Source organism: Curtobacterium sp. AC273, from assembly GCF_979253735.1.
This window is the reverse complement of the sequence record NZ_CEEDDU010000009.1, coordinates 334,190-351,594: the sequence shown is the minus strand read 5'-3', so window position 1 is coordinate 351,594 and position 17,405 is coordinate 334,190. Positions and strand designations below refer to the sequence as shown.

17 protein-coding genes and 1 pseudogene are annotated in these 17,405 nt (G+C 74.8%); 9 read left to right on the top strand and 9 right to left on the bottom strand.

The annotated features are described in order from the left end of the window. The first annotated feature begins 127 nt into the window (after positions 1–127). Both ACZ8AI_RS16995 and ACZ8AI_RS16990 read left to right on the top strand, forming a co-directional pair. On the top strand, positions 128–670 hold the full coding sequence (locus ACZ8AI_RS16995; protein WP_464859111.1) for an FAD-dependent monooxygenase: 543 nt from the start codon (positions 128–130) through the stop codon (positions 668–670). Continuing rightward, the gene (locus ACZ8AI_RS16990) at positions 646–1,359 is read left to right on the top strand and encodes an SDR family oxidoreductase (RefSeq protein WP_464859252.1); all 714 of its coding nucleotides are present in this window, start codon (positions 646–648) and stop codon (positions 1,357–1,359) included. The genes ACZ8AI_RS16995 and ACZ8AI_RS16990 overlap by 25 nt, the downstream gene beginning before the upstream one ends. A 91-nt stretch (positions 1,360–1,450) precedes the next feature. Here the strand turns inward: ACZ8AI_RS16990 and ACZ8AI_RS16985 are convergent, their stop codons facing one another. Both ACZ8AI_RS16985 and ACZ8AI_RS16980 read right to left on the bottom strand, forming a co-directional pair. Further along, entirely contained in the window at positions 1,451–2,119 is a 669-nt protein-coding gene (locus ACZ8AI_RS16985) for a glycosyltransferase (RefSeq protein WP_464859110.1), read from the bottom strand. Continuing rightward, on the bottom strand, positions 2,056–2,721 hold the full coding sequence (locus ACZ8AI_RS16980; RefSeq protein ID WP_464859109.1) for a glycosyltransferase: 666 nt from the start codon (positions 2,719–2,721) through the stop codon (positions 2,056–2,058). The genes ACZ8AI_RS16985 and ACZ8AI_RS16980 overlap by 64 nt, the downstream gene beginning before the upstream one ends. Before the next feature lie 117 nt (positions 2,722–2,838). On the opposite strand from ACZ8AI_RS16980, the gene ACZ8AI_RS16975 reads away from it, so the two are divergent. Continuing rightward, the gene (locus tag ACZ8AI_RS16975) at positions 2,839–4,218 is read left to right on the top strand and encodes an acyl-CoA dehydrogenase family protein (protein WP_464859108.1); all 1,380 of its coding nucleotides are present in this window, start codon (positions 2,839–2,841) and stop codon (positions 4,216–4,218) included. 34 nt (positions 4,219–4,252) lie between these two features. On the opposite strand, the pseudogene ACZ8AI_RS16970 reads toward ACZ8AI_RS16975, so the two are convergent. Further along, a pseudogene (locus tag ACZ8AI_RS16970) lies at positions 4,253–4,447 on the bottom strand (TetR/AcrR family transcriptional regulator); the annotation flags it as partial. Between the two features lie 356 nt (positions 4,448–4,803). Here ACZ8AI_RS16970 and ACZ8AI_RS16965 point away from each other — a divergent pair. The 5 genes from ACZ8AI_RS16965 to ACZ8AI_RS16945 all read left to right on the top strand — a co-directional run bounded on the left by ACZ8AI_RS16965 (position 4,804) and on the right by ACZ8AI_RS16945 (position 6,836). Further along, complete coding sequence (locus tag ACZ8AI_RS16965; protein ID WP_464859107.1) at positions 4,804–5,550, top strand: SDR family NAD(P)-dependent oxidoreductase; 747 nt, start codon at positions 4,804–4,806, stop codon at positions 5,548–5,550. 102 nt (positions 5,551–5,652) lie between these two features. Next, the gene (locus ACZ8AI_RS16960) at positions 5,653–5,886 is read left to right on the top strand and encodes a hypothetical protein (RefSeq protein ID WP_464859106.1); all 234 of its coding nucleotides are present in this window, start codon (positions 5,653–5,655) and stop codon (positions 5,884–5,886) included. Continuing rightward, a complete protein-coding gene (locus tag ACZ8AI_RS16955; RefSeq protein ID WP_464859105.1) occupies positions 5,877–6,065 on the top strand; it encodes a hypothetical protein in 189 nt (62 codons plus the stop codon). Before ACZ8AI_RS16960 ends, ACZ8AI_RS16955 begins: the two co-directional genes overlap by 10 nt. Next, positions 5,996–6,637, top strand: coding sequence for an MFS transporter (locus ACZ8AI_RS16950; RefSeq protein WP_464859251.1), 642 nt, complete (start codon positions 5,996–5,998; stop codon positions 6,635–6,637). The genes ACZ8AI_RS16955 and ACZ8AI_RS16950 overlap by 70 nt, the downstream gene beginning before the upstream one ends. Next, complete coding sequence (locus ACZ8AI_RS16945) at positions 6,609–6,836, top strand: hypothetical protein (protein ID WP_464859104.1); 228 nt, start codon at positions 6,609–6,611, stop codon at positions 6,834–6,836. Before ACZ8AI_RS16950 ends, ACZ8AI_RS16945 begins: the two co-directional genes overlap by 29 nt. A gap of 111 nt (positions 6,837–6,947) precedes the next feature. Here the strand turns inward: ACZ8AI_RS16945 and ACZ8AI_RS16940 are convergent, their stop codons facing one another. Both ACZ8AI_RS16940 and ACZ8AI_RS16935 read right to left on the bottom strand, forming a co-directional pair. Beyond that, on the bottom strand, positions 6,948–7,640 hold the full coding sequence (locus tag ACZ8AI_RS16940; protein ID WP_464859103.1) for a response regulator: 693 nt from the start codon (positions 7,638–7,640) through the stop codon (positions 6,948–6,950). Then, entirely contained in the window at positions 7,637–8,242 is a 606-nt protein-coding gene (locus ACZ8AI_RS16935; protein WP_464859102.1) for a sensor histidine kinase, read from the bottom strand. Before ACZ8AI_RS16935 ends, ACZ8AI_RS16940 begins: the two co-directional genes overlap by 4 nt. Before the next feature lie 959 nt (positions 8,243–9,201). Here ACZ8AI_RS16935 and ACZ8AI_RS16930 point away from each other — a divergent pair. Next, positions 9,202–11,106: an SDR family NAD(P)-dependent oxidoreductase gene (locus tag ACZ8AI_RS16930; protein ID WP_464859101.1), complete on the top strand. Its 1,905-nt coding sequence runs from the start codon at positions 9,202–9,204 to the stop codon at positions 11,104–11,106. 24 nt (positions 11,107–11,130) lie between these two features. Here ACZ8AI_RS16930 and ACZ8AI_RS16925 read toward each other — a convergent pair whose 3' ends face one another. From ACZ8AI_RS16925 to ACZ8AI_RS16910, 4 genes are read right to left on the bottom strand one after another with little or no spacing between them, the layout of a single operon-like run. Beyond that, a complete protein-coding gene (locus tag ACZ8AI_RS16925; protein WP_464859100.1) occupies positions 11,131–11,835 on the bottom strand; it encodes an ABC transporter ATP-binding protein in 705 nt (234 codons plus the stop codon). Then, positions 11,828–12,796: an ABC transporter ATP-binding protein gene (locus ACZ8AI_RS16920; protein WP_464859099.1), complete on the bottom strand. Its 969-nt coding sequence runs from the start codon at positions 12,794–12,796 to the stop codon at positions 11,828–11,830. Before ACZ8AI_RS16920 ends, ACZ8AI_RS16925 begins: the two co-directional genes overlap by 8 nt. Further along, a complete protein-coding gene (locus tag ACZ8AI_RS16915) occupies positions 12,793–14,994 on the bottom strand; it encodes an FtsX-like permease family protein (protein ID WP_464859098.1) in 2,202 nt (733 codons plus the stop codon). The genes ACZ8AI_RS16920 and ACZ8AI_RS16915 overlap by 4 nt, the downstream gene beginning before the upstream one ends. Next, positions 14,991–17,288 (bottom strand): FtsX-like permease family protein, encoded by a 2,298-nt coding sequence (locus tag ACZ8AI_RS16910; protein WP_464859097.1) that lies wholly within the window; start codon positions 17,286–17,288, stop codon positions 14,991–14,993. Before ACZ8AI_RS16910 ends, ACZ8AI_RS16915 begins: the two co-directional genes overlap by 4 nt. Positions 17,289–17,405: the final 117 nt, after the last annotated feature.

The window sequence follows — 17,405 nt, the reverse complement described above, 5'->3', positions numbered from 1 at the left end:
CGCGTGCGCGAGACACCGGTGCAGCGGCTGCGCGCCGGACTCGACGCGGCGTTCGACGCCGCCGGATGGGACGCGTCGCTCCTGGAGCTCGTGTCCGCCGGCGCCGAACCGGGGGACGGTCCGTCCGGTGTTCGAACACCCGGCCGGCCACCGGTGGGCGAGTCCCCTGGCGGCGACGCTCGTCGGCGACGCGGCACACCTGCAGTCCCCGTTCTGCGCGCTCGGGACCAACGGCGCGCTGCTCGACGCCGCCGACCTGGCCGACGCACTGGACGGCGCCGCGACGGTCGACGAGGCACTCGTCGCCTACGAGGCGAGGATGTGGCGGCGAGCGGCCCCGAACGCGGCCGCGGCGCACCGGAGCCTCCGGTGGTTCATGCACGACGACTCCCCGGGTGAGTACCTGCGCCGACGCGACGGTCACACCTGTCGCCCCGCACCGGCCGGGCTCGCTGGACGAGCCGTGGTCCCCGGGGGCCGTCGCGGCACGGTGGGTGACCGACGACTCCGGCCCGGTCCCCCGTGCGGGTCGCCGACGACCCGTGTGATCACCGATGCCCGGCCGGGGCGGGCGCGCGACGATGCACTCGGAAGGCGCTCCGGTGGTGGAGCGTCGGAGAGGAAGACCGATGGACCTGCCTTCGTATCGAAGGCTCCCGGATCCTGGTGACCGGAGCGAACGGCGGACTCGGGGTCGAGTTCGTCGACCAGGCACTCGCGCGCGGCGCGGAGCGGGTCTACGCGACCACGCGGACGCACCGTGACTGGGACGACGACCGCGTCGTGCCGATCGCGCTGGACGTCGACGATCCCCGGGCCGTCGAGCGAGCGGCCGAGGTGGCGCACGACGTCACGATCACCGTGAACAACGCGGGGATCGCCTCCCTGGAGCCGCTGGCGACCGGTGACGTCGACGTGCTGCGCCAGGTCGTCGAGACCAACCTCTGGGGCGCCCTCGGCGTCGCGCGGGCGTTCGCGCCGGTGATGGCGACGAACGGCGGCGGCACGCTCGTCAACGTGCTGTCGGCGGCGAGCTGGGCGCACCGGCTGGGTGCCTACAGCGTGTCCAAGGCCGCGCTCTGGGCGGCGACGAACGTCCTGCGTCTGGAACTCGCGCCGAGCGGCGTCCGCGTTGTCGGGGTGCACCTCGGCTTCACCCGCACGCCGATGCTCACGAAGTACGACGTCCCGATGCCGCCCATGGGCGAGGCCGTCGACGTGGTCCGGTCGGCGTACGACCAGATCGAAGCGGGCGCGCTCGAGGTGCTCGCCGACGAGCGCAGTCACACGGTCCGGCAGACGCTGGCGCTGCCGCTCGGAGAGGCGTACCCCGAGCTCGAGCAGCTCGGACTCCTCTGAACCGAGGACCCGAGCGGACCGAGGACCCGAGCGGACCGAGGACCCGAGCGGACCGAGGCCCCGAGGACGAACCCCCGCGCGGGCGCCGACGTCAGCGGCCCCGCCGGGCCGGCGCCCCCACGGCCTCGATCGCGTCGGCTGCCCCGCGCGTCCCGTCCTCGGCGGCGAGCGACGACCGGAACGAGCGAGCCTGTCGGCGGGCGTCCGGCCCGAGCAGGGGCCGGATCGCCTCGACCAGGCGGGCGCCGGTCAGCTGCGCGAACGGCATCCAGGTCCCGAGTCCGCGGTCCTCGAGACGCTGCCCCCAGAACGGTTGGTCGAACGACACCGCGCAGACGACGCTCGGGATCCCGGCGGTCACTGCCTCAGCCGTCGTGCCGGCGCCCCCGTGGTGCACGGCCACGACGCAGCGCGGCAGGACCGCAGCGTGGTCGACCGACCCCACGACCCGGACGCGCTCGGAGTCCTCCCGGTCGCCGAAGTCGGACCAGCCGGCGCCGATCAGCCCGCGGACGCCGAGCTCGGCGCAGACGCGGTCGACGAGCGCCGTCATCGCGGCGGGGTCCCGCACGGGCATGCTCCCGAACCCGAAGAAGACCGGCGGTTCCCCGGCGGCGAGCCACTCCTCGAGCCGTCCGTCGACGCCGGCGTCACCCCAGCGGGCGTGGTCGTGCGCCGTGGCCCGCGGGAACCCGGTCAACGGTCGGATCGGCGACCAGTCCCGGAGCTCGGGGACCAGCAGGCTGCTGTACGCCTGCACCTCGAGGTCCGGCGGTGGAACTCACCCCGGTCCTCGGGACGCCGGGTGAGTCCGAGCGCGCGGCGGAAGTCGCCGAGGTACTCCGCGTTCGCGATGCGGTCGCGGCGAGCGGCGATCCGGTGGGTCACCAGGTTCACCGCACCGGGGAGCCGAGCGGTCGACACGGAGAACGCGGGGAAGAACCGGTTCGACCGTCGCGGCGAGTGGACGAGGGCGACCACGGGGATGCGCGCGACGCCGGCGATGTGTCGCACCTCCTCGAGCGTGAGGTGGTTGCCGACGATCACGTCCGCACCCGAGCTCGCCGCGATCACCGCCGGGAAGAAGGTCGGCGCGATGCGCTGCTTGAACGCGGCGATCCCGGTGAGGTACGCGCGGGTCCCGCCGGTCCGGAGGAACTCGCTGCCGTCGTCCGACCGCAGGAAGGCGCGGATGTCGACGCCGAGCGGGACCGTGTCGAGGCCGAGCGCGCGGCCCATCGGGACGAGGTCGTCGGCGGTCGCCAGGACGACCCGGTGTCCCCGGCGGTGGAGTTCCGCGGCGACCAACGCAGCGGGTTGGACGTCGCCGCGGGTGCCGGGTGTGATGAACGTGATCTGCATCGTGGCCGGAACGGTACCGAGCAGCACTCGACTCCACCCCCGTGGTCCCACTGAGCGTCGGGTGGCCCGGGTGGAACCACGGACGACCAGATGCCGCGGCGTTCCTACAGTCACGACATGCGCACGCACACACCCCTGCCCGTCGACGAACTCCCTGACACCGACCGGCTGCTCGACCGGCTGCGGGACGCCGCCCCGGCCATCGACGAGGACGCCTCCGTCCCCGCGGACCTCCTGACCGAGCTGCGGACGAGCGGACTGTTCGAGATGCTCACGACCCCGCCCGACGGCTCGCCCCGGGTTCCGCTCCCCGCCGTGTTCCGCACGTACGAGCGCATCGCCCGCGCCGACGCCTCGATCGCGTGGCGCGTGTGGAACGGCAACTTCGGCTTCCTCCACGACCTTCTCGGACCGGCCGGGCGAGATGCACTCCACAGCGGCGCGCGGGACGGGACCCCTCGGTTCGCCAACGCGGGACAGCCGGGTCGAGCGCGGAGGACTCCCACGGGGTGGCTCGTCGACGGGCGGTGGCCGCTCGTGTCGGGTGCCGACACGGCCGACTGGTTCGTCTTCGGGGCGCTGGCAGAGGACGGCGATGCGCCGGGAACGGTCCTGCGGACGCCACTGCGCGCCGACCAGGTCAGGATCGAGGGTGACTGGGACGGCACCGGTCTCCGCGGAGCGGGCAACCGGGTCGTCGTCGCCGACGGTGCGGCCGTGCCCGACCACCTCGTCACCGTCATGCGTCCCGCACCGGGTTCCGCCGAGCCCGACGGGTTCACGCCCCTGCTGCTCGTGGCGCCGGGCGTCTCGGCAGTGACCCTGGGGATCGCGCGTGGCGCGCTCGACCTCGCCACCGAGCGCCTGCGGGAGGATCCCCGGCGGGGTGCCGACCCCGTGCACCGGATGGGCCTCGCACGCGCCGACGCCTCGCTCCGGGCCGCGCTCGGCGGGCTGCTCGACGCGGCGGCCGTGGTCGAGCGGCGGCGGACCGCCGGCGAAGCGGTCCCGCCCCCGGAGCGGGCCCGGACGATGGCGAGCATGTTCCACGCGGCCGAGGTCGCGTCGCACGCGCTCCAGGCCGCGGCCGCGTTGGGCGGCTCGGCGTCCCTCCGTCGGGGCTCCGCGCTCGAGCGGGTGGCTGCGCGACGGCGCCACCGCACTCCGGCACGGCAACCAGTCGGCCACGGGCTACCCGGCAGCGGGTGCCCTCCTCATCGCGGACGACGGGCCGGGACCGTGCCGTGGAACCGGGGGGTGACGGACGGGAGGCGCGGGGCGGGCCCGCCCCGCGCCTCCCGTCCGTCAGCGGTGCCGGCTGTCAGCAGTGCTGTCCGTCGGCGGTGCCGACGGTCAGGTCCAGTCGCCGTCGTCGGTGCCCAGGTGCTCGCGTCCGACGGACGTGATCGGGACCGTCGCGAGGCTGGTGAGGCCGATCTGGAGCAGCGTCGCGCGCGAGACGCCGACGCGGCCGAGCGTGGAGCATGCCCTCGATGACCGCGCAGAAGTAGGTCCCCAGGGCCTCGGCGTCGGCGTCGGCCTCGATCTCGCCGGCGGCCTGCGCGTCGACGATGCACGCGACGTAGTCGGCCCGGATGGCGTCGAACGCGCTCGCGACGGCCGCGGCGACCTCGACCTCGCGGCTGGAGAGCTCGACCGCCGCCCGCAGGAACAGGGAGGGCGGCGCCTGGCCGGCGCCGTGCTCGACCGCGGCGGAGACGAGCACGGTGCGGATGCGGACGATCGGGTGCTCGGCACTCTGCAGGCTCGTCTTGACGGCGTCCACCGCCTCGGCGGTGTCGCTGGAGGAAGGCCCGCATGAAGAGTTCCTTCTTGCCGCCGAACGCGTTGTAGAGGCTCTGGCGTGCGAGGCCCGTCGCTTCGAGCAGGTCGTCGAGGGACGTGCCGGCGAAGCCCGTCTCGGCGAAGGTGCGCCGCGCGCGGTCGATGACCTCTGCGCCTCGTCGAACATGCGTGGTCGTGGCATTCGCGATCCTCCTCGAACCGGTTATTGACTGAAGCGTCCATTATGCCCTATCGTTCTGGACTAAGCAGTCAACAACTAGGAAACGGAAGCACATCATGGTCGGAACACTGAACGGCAAGACCGCACTCGTGTCGGGCGGCACCTCCGGGATCGGCCTGGCGGTCGTCCGTCGGTTCGTCGCCGAGGGAGCCCACGTCTTCGTCACCGGACGACGCCAGCAGGCGCTCGACGCCCTCCGCGAGGAGTTCGGCGACCACGTCACGCCGGTGCAGGCCGACGCCACCGAGCCCGCGGGCATCGAGACGGTCTTCCGGGCCGTCGCAGCGCGCGGTGCCGGTCTGGACGCGGTGCACGTCAACGCGGGCATCGGGGAGTTCAAGCCGCTCGCCGAGGTCACGGCAGCGGACATCGACGAGACCTTCGGCACGAACGTCCGCGCCACCACCCTGACGGTCCAGGGCGCGCTGCCGTTCCTCGGGAAGGGCTCGGCGATCGTCGTGACGGGCTCGTCGTCGGCGTCCGGCACCGAACCGGCGTTCGGCCTCTACGGCGCCTCGAAGGCCGCCGTCGCCACCCTCACCCGGACCTGGGCGGCCGAACTCGCGCCGCGGGGCATCCGGATCAACACCGTCGTGCCCGGCCCCACCGAGACGCCCGGGCTCAAGGGCCTCGCACCGCACGACCCGGACGCGCTCCTGGCCGCGATCGCCAGCAAGCTCCCCTTCGGCCGCGTCCTGCTCCCCGAGGAGGTCGCCGCAGCCGTGCTGTTCCTGGTCTCGGACGAGAGCTCGGGCATGACCGGCAGCGAACTCGCCGTCGACGGCGGCAGCACGATCGTCTGACCCACCCGGCCCCGCCCCACGACGGGACACCGCCGCGACCGCACCCGCGGTCACGGCCACCACCCGGACGTGCCCACGTCCGGCAGGAAGAGGAGGAAGAACATGTCACGCACACACCGCAACGGGTGGTTCGGGGTCGCCTCGGTCGCCGTCGGGTCCTTCGGGACCGTCCTGTCCGAGTTCCTGCCGATCGGGCTGCTGCCGTCGATCTCGGCCGACCTGGGCGTCCGGATCAGCACCGCCGGGCTCATGGTCGTCGTCACCGGTCTCGCAGCCGCGGTCGCCGCACCCGTCGTCACGGTCGCCACGTCCGCCTCGACCGTCGCGTGGTCCTGATCGGTCTCAGCGCCGTGCTGGTCCTCGCCGACGTCGTCGCCGCGATCGCCGGGGTCTTCCCGGTCCTGCTCGTCGCCCGGGTCCTGCTCGGCGTCGCGCTCGGCGGGTTCTGGGCGATCGGCGCGGGGATCGCCCTCGCCTCGTCGCCGCGAAGGACACCATCCGAGCCACGTCCCTGATCACCGCCGGGATCTCGATCGCCACCGTCGTCAGCCTCCCCCTCGGTGCGCTCGTCGCCGCCTTCTCGACCTGGCGGCTCGCGTTCGTCATCGGCGCCGCGCTCGGCGTCGTCGCGCTCGTCCTGCAGCTCGTCGCCCTGCCCGCGATCCCCTCGCAGCAGCGGATCCGCGCCACGGCGCTCACGAGCCTGTTCGGTGTGCCGCGGGCCCGTGTCGGACTCGTCGTCGCCGCGTTCCTGTTCGCCGCGCAGTTCGCCGCGTACACCTACATCAGCCCGTTCCTGCAGGACGTCGCGAAGCTCAGCCCCGACGTCGTGTCGGTCGCCCTGCTCGTGTTCGGCGTCAGCGGCATCGTCGGCAACTTCGTGGCCAGCGCGACCCTCGACCGCTCGGTGCTCGGCACACTCGTCGCCGGCGGGCTCGCACTCGCCGCCGCCGTCGCGCTCCTCCCCCTCGTCGCGCACCTGTCCCTCGCGGTGTTCGCACTGCTCGTCGTCTGGGGACTGGTCTGGGGCGGGCTGCCGCTCGGCCTGGCAGACCTGGATGGCGGGCGCGACGCCCGAGGGCGCTGAGGCCGGACTCGCGATGTTCGTCACGATCATCCAGGTCGCCCTCGCCGTCGGTTCCACGCTGGGCGGCGTCGCGGTATCGGTCTCGGGGCTCGCCGCCGACTTCGGGTTCGCCGCCGTCGTCGCGCTGCTCGGTTCCGCCGTCCTGGTCCTGCTCGGCGTGCGCTCGACCCGCAGCCGGCTGGCCGTCGCACACCAGTAGCCCCAGCACCCCGCCGCCGGCCGCACCGGACGACGGGCACCACGCGCCGACGCCGACCCGGACCCCGGGCCGGCGTCGGCGCGCGTCGGCACGTGCGGGTGCTGCCCGTGGTCAGGACGCGCGGATCGGCGGGGAGTCCCCGCCGGCCGTCCGGTCGCCAGTGAGCCGGTACTGGTGCGCGTAGATCACGAGCTGGACGCGGTCGCGGAGGCCGAGCTTGGTCAGGACACTGCTGACCTGCGTCTTGATCGTCGACTCGCTGACGAACTCGATCCGGGCGATCTCGACGTTCGTCCGGCCCGCCGCGACGTGGTCGAACACGATCCGTTCGCGGGGTGCGAGCGAGCGGAACGCCGCCGGCGCCGGGGGCGCGTGGGTCCCCGACTCGAGTCGCAGGAGCGCGGCGAGGTCATCCGGGCTGACCACGGCGTTCCCGGCGACGACGGTCCTGATCGCCGTCAGCAGGGCGTCCGGGGTCGCGTCCTTGAGCAGGAAGCCAGCGGCGCCGAGCCGGACCGCCTCCGCGGTGGCATCGTCCACCGCGAACGTCGTCAGGACGATGATCTTCGTCGCGATCTCGGGGCCGTCGTCGCCGAGCAGACGCCGCACCACCTCGACACCGTCCAGCCGTGGCATCCGCACGTCGAGGAGGGCGACGTCCGGCACGGTCTCCCGGATGAGGTCGACCCCCGCCTCGCCGTCCGCGGCCTCGCCCACGACCTCGATGTCGGCCTGCTTGTCCAGCATGAAGCGGAGCCCGGCGCGGAACAGTTCCTGGTCGTCGACCAGTGCGACGCGGATCACGTGGCCGCGCCGTCCGGAGCCACCGCGTCGGGGTCCGCCGAACCCTCGACCGACAGCCGGACACGGGCGACGAAGCGCTCGTCGTCGGTGATCGTCTCGAAGGCGCCGTCGACCTCGCGCGCGCGGTGCGCCATGTTCCCGAGCCCCCGTCCCGACCCCGGTTCGGCGTCCGGTGACGTCCGGTTCTCGATCTCGAGCACCACGACGTCCGGCCACCAGGTCTCCCGTACCGACACGACCGCGGCCGCGTCGCCGTGCCGCAGCAGGTTCGCGACCATCTCCTGCACGATCCGTCGGGCCACCGCGCCCTCGCGTGCGGCCAGCCGCCCGCGATGCCCACGGACGGCGTGCTCGACCGTGAGCCCGGTCTCGCGGAGGCGTTCGACCACCTCGGCGAGGCCGATCGCGTCCGTCGCGCTCGGCTCGGCGTCGATCCCGGCCAACACGTCGCGGACCTCGTGCAGGGAGGCCCGCGCGGCCGCGGCGATGTTCCCGGTGATGCGGTGCAGCTCGTCCGGGTCGTCCGTGAACGCCGCGGAGTCCGCCTGCGCCACGATCACGGCCAACGAGTGCCCGACGACGTCGTGCACGTTCCGGGCCATGTCGGCGCGGAGCCGGTCTGTGCGGGCGGACTCCGTCGCGTCGACCGCGCGTCGTTGCGCCCGCTGCCGCAGCGCCGTCTCCGGCCACGGCGGACCGGCGCAGGCGCACCGCCAGCCCGACCGACCACGCGACGAACAGCACGGCAGCGGGCCCGACCAGCGCCGGCCACCGGGTGTCGGGGTCGTTCGCGATCCCCGCCACCAGGCGGCCGCCGGCGAACGAGAAGTCGTATGCCGCGTAGGCGCCGCCGACGACGGCCCCGACGGCACTCGCGATCCGCAGGAGCGGACCCCCGTACAGCGCGAGGCTGTACACGACGACGACGTACGTCAGGACCAGCGGCGTGAGCCCGTCGCCCGGGAAGGGCTGGAGGACCACCAGGAGGAGCGTCGCGGCGGTGGTCAGGGCCGGACGGCGGCGCACCGCCACCGCGACGAACCCCAGGAGGAGCGCGACCGGCGAGGGGACGCCGAACAGGAAGGGACGCACCACGAACGGAGCGAACGAGGCGCCGACGATGGCCAGCCCGAGCAGGACGTCCGCTGGTGGCAGCTGCCGGAGGAAGGACTCGACCGCCCGCAGGGTGGGGACCGCGCGCTCGGTCACACCGCCCTCGTTCCGTTCCACCAGCGAACCGTATCCCGCTCCGGACGCACCGGACATCGTCCGATCGGGGGAAGACCGGTTCGCCCGGTCTCCGGATGAGGGTCACCGTCGGGGCCGATCCGGTGACGGGGTCCCCGGCCGTAGCGTTCCGGGATGCCGACCGACACCGTCCTGACGTCCACGCCCCGCCCGACTCGATCGGCCACCAGCCGTCGACCCGTGGTCGCCCTCGTCGTGGCAGCCGCGACCGTCGTCCTGGTCTTCGCCCTGCTCCCGTTCCTGCCGCACATGCTGCCGGTGGACTTCCTGGTCTACCGCGACGTCGTCCCGGTGCTGCTGCGCGGCGGGGACGTTGGACGCCGGCAACCTCCGCGCCCCGGAGCTCGGCCCGGTCGGCATGCCGTTCACCTACACGCCCTTCGCCGCGCTCCTGTTCACGCCGACGGGCCTCCTGCCGTGGTACGCGGCCTTCGTCGGCTGGACCGTCCTCAGCGTCGCGATCCTCCTCGTCACGGTCCTCTGGTCCGCAGGGTGCCGGAGCGCCGCCGACGTCGGGTACCGGCACCTCGGGCTCTTCCTGCTGGCCTGCAGCACGACGGTCGCGGTGCAGCACCTCGTCTACGGCCAGGTCAACCTCCTGCTGATGGCGCTCGTCCTCGCGGACCTGGTGCTGCCGGACCGCATCCGGGGCCACCGCCGCCCGACGGGCCTCCTCGTCGGCATCGCCGCAGGCGTGAAGCTGACGCCGGCCCTGTTCATCGTGTACTTCGCGGTCACCGGGCAGTGGCGCCGACTCGGCTGGTCGAGCGCGGCGTCCGTCGCGACCGTGGCGATCGGGGTCGTGGTCGCACCCACGGCGAGCCTCCACTTCTGGACCTCGACCGTGTTCCACCTGTCCGACCGGGTCGACCTCACGGGGAGCGCCTCCGCCTCCTCCGGCAACAACTCGGTCGCCGGCGCGATCGCCGGGCTCGCCCCGGACTGGACCGGCCTGACGACGCCGCTCGTCGTGGTCGTCGGGATCGCCGGACTCGCGGTCGCCGCGATGGTGCACCGGCGTGGCCGTCCCGTCGCAGGGGGTGCTCGTCATCGGGCTCCTCGCGCCGATGCTCTCGCCGATCAGCTGGATCCACCACTGGGTGTACCTGTTCCCCGCCGCGCTCGTCGCCCTCCGCGCCGTCGAGGACCGGCGGACCCGCACCGCGATCGCCGTCGGACTGCTCCTGCTCGTCGTCCCGGGGCCGAGCTTCGCCGACTTCATCCAGAGCGACGCGCCCTGGGCCGCCGCGGTCGCACCGGTCTGGCGGGAGTCGCTCCTGCTGTGCGGTGCCGGCCTGATCGCGGTCCTGGCGACCACGTCGCCCCGCCGGACGGCACCGGACCGGCCGCTCGTGACGAGCTGATCCCGCGGTCAGCGCGTCGTCCCCCGCCCGGCCGGGTCGGTCGGGTCGGTCGGGGTCGGGTCAGTGGTTCCGCGGTGGTGGAGCGGCGGGTGCCGTGGACACCATCGACCATGACCCCACCGACACCCCTGCCCCGGTCCTCCTCCCCCGTCCCCATCGCGGGCGCATCCGTGTTCGTCACCGGCGCGGACGGCGGACTCGGCGCGGAGTTCGTGGCCCAGGCGCTCGACCGGGGCGCCGCGGTCGTCCACGCGGCGACGCTCGAGCCCCACCGGTGGTCGGACCCCCGGGTTCGTCCCCTGGTCGTCGACATCCGGGACGGCGCGTCGGTCGAGGCAGCCGCCACGGCCGCTGCGGACTCGAGGATCGTGGTGAACAACGCCGGCACGGGCTCCGCGGCGTCGCTCGTCACCGGTGACCTGGACCAGCTCCGGGACGTCGTGGAGACGAACCTGTGGGGGTCCCTGCGCGTGGCCCGCGCGTTCGCGCCCCTCCTCGAGGCGAACGGCGGCGGCACGATCCTCAACGTCCTGTCCGGGGCGGCGTGGGACCACTGGTTGCGGTCCTACAGCGTCTCGAAGGCGGCGCTCTGGGCGGCGACGAACGGCATGCGCCTGGAGCTCGCCCCGCGCGGCATCCGGGTCGTCGGGCTCGTGCTCTCGTTCACCGACACGGCGATGCGCCGGACCTTCTTCCCCGGGATGCCGGACGTGAACCGGCCCGCCGACGTCGTCCGGACCGCGTACGACCGGTACGAGGCCGGCGCGCTCGAGATCCTTGCCGACGCGCACTCGGCAGCGCTCAAGGCCGCGCTCGCCGAGCCCCTCGTCGAGGCCGCGCCCGACCCGGAGTGACCCGGTCGTCCGGACGTCCGGTCGTCAGTCCTCGTCGCCGACCAGACGGACCCGACCGTCGCGCAGCTCGACGACGTGGTCCGCCATGGCGATGACGAGCGGGTCGTGGGTCGCGACGACCGTCGCGACCCCGCGCTCGCGGGTGAGGGCGACCACGAGGTCCATCACCTGCGCGCCGGTCTCGCTGTCGAGCTGCCCGGTTGGCTCGTCCGCGATGAGCACGCTCCGCGGGGACACGAGTGCCCGGGCGATCGCGACCCGCTGCTGCTGACCGCCGGAGAGCTGCCCGGGGCGCTGGTTCTCGTGCCCGTCGAGCCCGACCGAGGCGAGCGCCCGGGCGACGCGCTCCACTCGCTCGCCGGCGTCACGTCGGGCGATGCGGAGCGGGAGCTCCACGTTCTCGGCGGCCGTCAGGGTCGGCAGCAGCCCGAACTCCTGGTGCACGAACCCGACCATGTCGCGGTGCAGCTCGACCAGCTCCCCCTCGGTGGCGGCGGCGACGTCGAGGTCCCCGATGCGCACGGCACCCGCGGTCGGACGGTCGAGCCCGCCGAGCAGTCGCAGGAGCGTGGACTTGCCCGCCCCGGAGCGACCTCGGACGACGAGGAGCTCACCCGGCCGGACGGCCAGGGAGACGTCCTCGCAACCCACCACCCGCGCCTCGCCGGCACCGTAGTGGCGGGTGAGCCCCTCGGCGGTGAGGATCGCGTCGACCACGGCCTCAGGCATCGTCGTGCTCCGTTCGGTCGTCGGCCGCCGATCGCGGCGCGTCGGGGGCGGTGGGGTGTGCGTCGTCGCCGCGGTACACGCCGACGTGGTCCGGCCGCATCGCCAGCCGGACGCGGTCCCGCAGGCCGAGCCGGTCGACGTAGTCCTGCGGGAGCTGCAGCCGACCGGCACGGTCGACGAGGGCGAACTCCTGGGCGTCCCCGTCCGGCGCGGACCCGGTCGTCGTCGACCGGAGCGTCTCGGTGGACGTCCGCCCGTCGCGGATGCGCACGGTCCGCTCGACGTGCTCGGAGACGGCGGCGTCGTGGGTGACGATGAGGGTCGTCGTCCCGGTCTCGCGGTTCACGGTGCGGAGCGTCTCGAGCAACTGGGCGCTCGTGGACTCGTCCAGCTCACCGGTCGGCTCGTCCGCGAGGAGCACCGACGGGCTGTTCGCGAGCCCGACGGCGACCGCCGCGCGCTGCCGCTGACCACCGGAGACGTCGGCGGGTCGACGCTCGAGGACGTCGCCGAGGTCGAGCAGCTCGACGAGGGTGTCCAGGCGCCCCGCACGGTCACGCGTCCCACCGATCTGCATCGCGAGGAGCACGTTGTCGGCGATCGTCAGGTACGGCACCAGGTTCCGTTCGGTCTGCTGCCAGACGAAGCCGACGACCCGCCGGTGGTAGTGCAGCCGGGTCTTCCGCGTCATCGTCGTGAGGTCCACGCCGGCGACCAGGGCGGAGCCGGCCGTCGGGCGGTCGAGACCGGAGAGGATCCCCAGGAGGGTCGACTTCCCCGAGCCGGACGCCCCGACCAGCGCGACGAGCTCACCGCTCGCCACGTCGAGCTCGAGGCCCTGGAGCGCCTGCACCTCGACGTCGTCGGAGACGTAGATGCGGACGAGCTCCCGGCAGTGGATCGCTCGGTCCGGTCCCACGGCGGGCAGTCCGCTGCTGGCGGTCGGCGTCGTGTCGGTCATGCTGCACTCCTGTCGTCGACGAGGGCCGGCCGTCGCCGGTCGGAGAGGACCGCGGCGACCGTCGCCACCGAGGCTGCGAGTCCGAAGCCCAGGGCGGTGGCCACGACCGGCAGCGGAGCCGGCCACACCGTTCCGGAGCCGGGGACGACGGCCGGCACGACGACGATCGCGGACAGCAGACCCGCCACCGTCCCACCGAGCACCCCGGCCACGCAGCGTGGGATCAGCTCCCACACGGTGACCGCGGTGCGGTCCCGCCCGGACAGTCCGAAGGTCCTGAGGAGCCCACTCCGACGACGCCGCTCCGGCGCCGCGGCGACCACCGTGATCACGACGGCGACCGCGGTGAGCACGGCCGCGAGGGCGAGGCCGCCGACCACCACGGTCGGTGCACCGCCGACCAGGACGCTCCGGTCCAACCCCGTCGTCGCCCCCGTGGTGCTGGCGGTCGCCGCCCCGACCGCGCGGAGCAGGGCCGCGGCGACCACGCCGGTCCCGGTCGCGAGGACCACCGCTCCGAGCACCCAGGCCGGTGCGCTCCCGCCGCGGGCGTCCTCGGCGGTGCCGACGAACGCTGCGGCGCTGCGGTCCCGCACCAGGCGCGCGGTCCAGCGGACGAGCGTCGGGCGGAGTCGGAGGAGGACCACCACGAGGACCGCGGCGACGAGCAGCGGCGCGGCGACCACGAGCGGGTCGCCGACGATCGACTGCGGTCCGGCGCCGTTCGGTGCCCGGCGGAGCACGGCGACGGCTGCGGCGACGGCCCCGGTCACGACCAGCGCCTCGAGCACCCACCGGAACGGTGCCGCCCGTGGTCCGCGGACCTCGACGGCCTCGGCGACGGCGACGACCGCAGCGACCGCCGGCGGCAGGACGATCCCGGCCAGACCCGCTGCGAGGCCTGCGGCCCACGGCACGTGCGGCAGGACGGCCACGGCGACGAGCCACCCCACCACCGCGGCCGGGACGGTGGCGACCGCGGTCTCGACGACGGTCCGCAGCACCGTCGCCCCGCCACCGGTCCCGCGCGCCCGGAGGAGGGCACGGTCCGGCCGACGGCGGGCGACGACGACGGACGTCGCGAGGACGACCACGACGAGTGCGACGCCGAGCGGTCCGGTCGCCGACACCGCCAGCAGTTCCCCGGACGCCGCGGCGCGCTGCTCGGCGATGGCGAAGAGCCGGGGCAGGAACGAGCTGAAGCGCAGGACGCGCAGGTCCCCCGCCGGGGTGGTCACCGTCGGCGGGTTCGCGAGCAGCCGGTCGAGGCCCGCGCTGATGGCCGGCTGGCTCGCCGTCGAGATCGATGCGGTGTCGAGGTGGTACCAGGTCGCGACGTCGGTGCCGCCGAGCTGCGGACCGATCTGCGGCCAGGTGCTCGGATCGACGAACACGATCCCGTGCCGCATCGGCGTCTGGTAGATGTCGTAGGTCACGGACGTCCGGCTCCGACCGGGATCGAGCGCCCAGAAGTCCGAGTCGGTCGTCCGCGGCGACACGAGCCCGACCAGCCGGGCGGTGATCGTCCCGCCGGCCTGCGCGAGCTGCTGCTCCTCGCCGACCCGCCAGTGCATCTCGTGCGCGGTGCGCTCCGTGGCCGCCACCTCGAGCACGGTGTCGGCGCCGATCGTCGTGGCTGGAGCGGGCCAGTGCCCCTGCACGAGGCGCGAGTCCGCGCGCAGCCCCGGGTAGGCGTCGATCCGGTACCCGGTGTGCTCGGTCAGGCCGCCCCGCAGTCCGCTGGCGGCGAACTCGTCGATGGAGCCCTTCAGCGGGGGCCCGGAGTGCAGCCCGACCGCCCGGCCCGAGACGTGCCCGTCGTCGAGGAGCGCGCGGAGTGCCGGCGCCGTGTGCGCACGCGCGGTCCGGAGTCGGTCCGGCAGCGCGTTCCAGATCCGCGGGAAGAAGTCGCCCGGCGACGACACCGTGTCGTCGACGGCGAGGGACACGCCGGCAGCCGGGTCGCGGAAGGACGGTGACGCGCTCGCGACGGTCCGGTTCAGGTCGGCGTCCAGGAGGGACGTCACCAGTCTCGGGGTCCCGACCGCTGCCAGGGTGGTCACCGCGACGAGCACCGCGAGCGCCAGCAGCGCCGCCGCCTGGTCGGCGAGCGACCGCCGGACGAGACGTCCGGGCCAGGGTGCGCTGCGCCCGCGACGCGCCGTGTGCCGGGCGCGACCGGTGCCGTGGACGCTCATCGTGCCTCCCGTCCGGTGCGGCCGGCCGCTCGACGGACCGCGGCTGCGTGCGCGGCGGTGACGACCACCACGGCGACGACGACCAGCGCGACGACGACTCCGACGTCCCACCACGCCGGGGCGAGCAGGACGCCGAGCCCGACGGGCGCGCGCGGCGCGCTCGCCCGGACCGCGGCGACGCCGACCAGGCCGGCGGCCGCGACACCGGCCACGAGGCCGGCGACGAGGCCGAAGGTGCCGGTCAGCGCCGGACCGATCGCGCGGAGACACGACTGCTGCGACGCCGAGGCCCCGACGATCCGGAGTCCCAGCGCTTCCTCGCGACGGCTCCGGGCGACGGACACGGCCGTCGCGGCGAGGATGAGCACGGCGCAGAAGAGTGCGGCAGCGGTACCGGCCAGCAGGGCGAGGACCACCGAGCGGGCGAAGGGTGCCTCGAGCGCCGTGGAGGGGACCGTGAGGGTCGCGTCCGGGGCGGCGTCGGCGACCAGGGAACGGGCGGCCGCGTCGGCAGCCCAGACCTCTCGGATGCGGGGAGGGCGCTGGGACGCGGCGAGGACGGCCTGGTCCAGTGTGGGGAGGTCGGCCAGGTACGCCGCTCCGCCGTCGGTGCCGGGGACCGTCGGCGCAGTGCCGACGACCCGCGCGCGGAAGCTCGCCCAGTCGCCGGCCACCGAGACGCTGTCGCCGACGGCCGCGCCGCTCGACGCGCTGGCCAGCACGGGGACCACGCGCCCCGTCACGGGCATCAGCCGGATCGCGGAGCTGCTCCCGGACTGGGCCGCGAGCTGGAGCGATGCGGCGTGGACACCGATCGGGCCGGACGCCGCGCCGCTCCCCGCGGACGCACCGGCGCGGAGGCCGGAGGCGTCGTAGGCGTCCGGCGCGGCCGTCCAGGACCGGCTCGGCAGCGCGACGGCGACGTCGTCGACGGCGAGGGACCCGACGGCGAGGCTGACGCCGGTCACGTCGGCGTCGCCACGGAAGCGGAGGTCGAGCGCCGCGAGTCGCCAGGGGCCGCCGCTCGGCAGGGTGGCGCGCAGTGCCTGCGCCGTCGGACGGCCGCCGGTCGGCAGCGCTCCCGCCGCCGTCGTCACGGGTGCCACGTCGCCGACCCCGTCGACGACCCAGGCGACGGCCTGCACCTGGACGTCCGCGCCGACGACGGGCGTCGGCGCGACCGAGCTGCGGATCCCGATCTCCAGCGTGCTGGCCGCGCGGCTCCGGCCGGTTCCGAGCTCCACGCCGGGCAGGCTCTGGCGCAGCCCGCGGACCGTCTCCGGGACGTCGAGGGTCCGTGGCGAGACCGGGAGCATCGCGGGCACCGCGGAGGCGTCGACGCCGACGACCTGCACCGATCCCTCGGCCTGCGCGGCGTCACCCGTGGTGCCCGTCACGCGGAGCACCGGCCGGACTCCGCGGTCCTGGGCACGCTGGTCGCGGACGCCGACGGGCAGGAGGTCGGACACCCCGTTCAGCGGGATCGGGCCACCGACGTCCGCCCGGAGCGCGGCACCGTGCTCGATCCGGGTGCTGTCGTGCAGGAAGCCACGGGTGGAGGCGTCGACGGTGGCGCTGAGGACCCCGGACGCGACGGCGAGCACCAGCAGCGCCGCGGGCACGAACAGCCGCCGGCCGTCGCGCGCGGCGAGCCGCAGGCCCACCGGGCGCACGAAGCCGGTGCGACGCTCCGCCAGGCGAGCGAGCAGCGCCAGGGTCGGCGGGAGCAGGAGCGCCCCGGTCACGGCGAGCGCCGTCAGCAGCGCGGCGGGGGCGACGACGGCGAGCGCGTCCCCGGCTGCGGCGGCGCCCGGGCTGCCGTACCGCCAGACGGCGACGCCGGCGAACAGGTCGAGCAGCGCGACGAGGGCGCCGATCCGGGCAGCACCGACACGGGACGCCCGATCGGCGGGACGAGCGTCGGCGGACCGCGCACGTCGGCCGGCCGCCAGTGTCGTCGCGGCGACCGTCAGCACGGTCACCGACGCGGCCGCGACGACGACGTCGACGCTGGTCGCCGCACCGGCGATGCCCCAGCGGTCAGCAGCCCAGAGCGTGCCGGCCGTACTGCCCACCGCGGCACCGATCGCACCGGTGACGAGTCCCTCCAGCCCTGCGAGGCCGACGATGCGGGCGTCCGAGGCACCGCGTGCCCGGAGCAGCCGGTCCTCGGTGACCCGGGCCCCTGCGAGCAACCGACCCGTCAGGAAGAGCGCGACCGCGCCGGCGATCACGACGATCGACAGCGGGACGGGCGCGGCGGCACGGACGGCGGACGCCGCGGAGGCGAGCACCGCCGCATCGGCACGCACGGTGGCGGCGTGCCGGGTGGTGGTGCCGCCGTCGACCGCGAACCGCTCGGCGGCCGCGGACGGGAGCCTCGTGAACCCGGACCTGCAGACCGCTCAGGT